The 270-nt window shown below is 55.9% G+C and carries 1 protein-coding gene; it reads right to left on the bottom strand.

Annotation, left to right across the window (positions count from 1 at the left end; translation table 11 throughout):
• Nucleotides 1-78 precede the first annotated feature (78 nt).
• Nucleotides 79-240 carry a hypothetical protein gene (locus SB717_RS36135; protein WP_410907816.1) on the bottom strand — a complete coding sequence of 54 codons (162 nt, stop codon included), beginning with the start codon at nucleotides 238-240 and terminating at the stop codon, nucleotides 79-81.
• Nucleotides 241-270 lie beyond the last annotated feature (30 nt).

Below are 270 nucleotides of genomic sequence, written 5' to 3'. Positions count from 1 at the left end.
CAATGGTGGTAACCAGGGAATGCGATACAAAGGGGACGTTATTTCGAACAGGCATCGGCCCTGAACGCTGTGAACATGTCACCCGTCCCGACCTACTGCGGCGGCCGTGGGCCCTTTAAGGACGTTTGCAGTGCGTTCGTTCCAGCCTTGTCCTGAAAGCTTGCATCGAAAGATGGGTACTGGTCCCATGACGCGTAGCGCGCCTTTTCTAGGAATGCCTGCTGAGATTAGCGTAGACAAGTCCTGTCTCTTGCGCTTCGCGTATGCGGG

Origin of the sequence: Priestia sp. SIMBA_032 (genome assembly GCF_046535215.1) — a bacterium.
Classification (GTDB): domain Bacteria; phylum Bacillota; class Bacilli; order Bacillales; family Bacillaceae_H; genus Priestia; species Priestia aryabhattai.
Note: the sequence above shows the minus strand (reverse complement) of the source record. Positions and strands in the feature narration are given on the sequence as shown.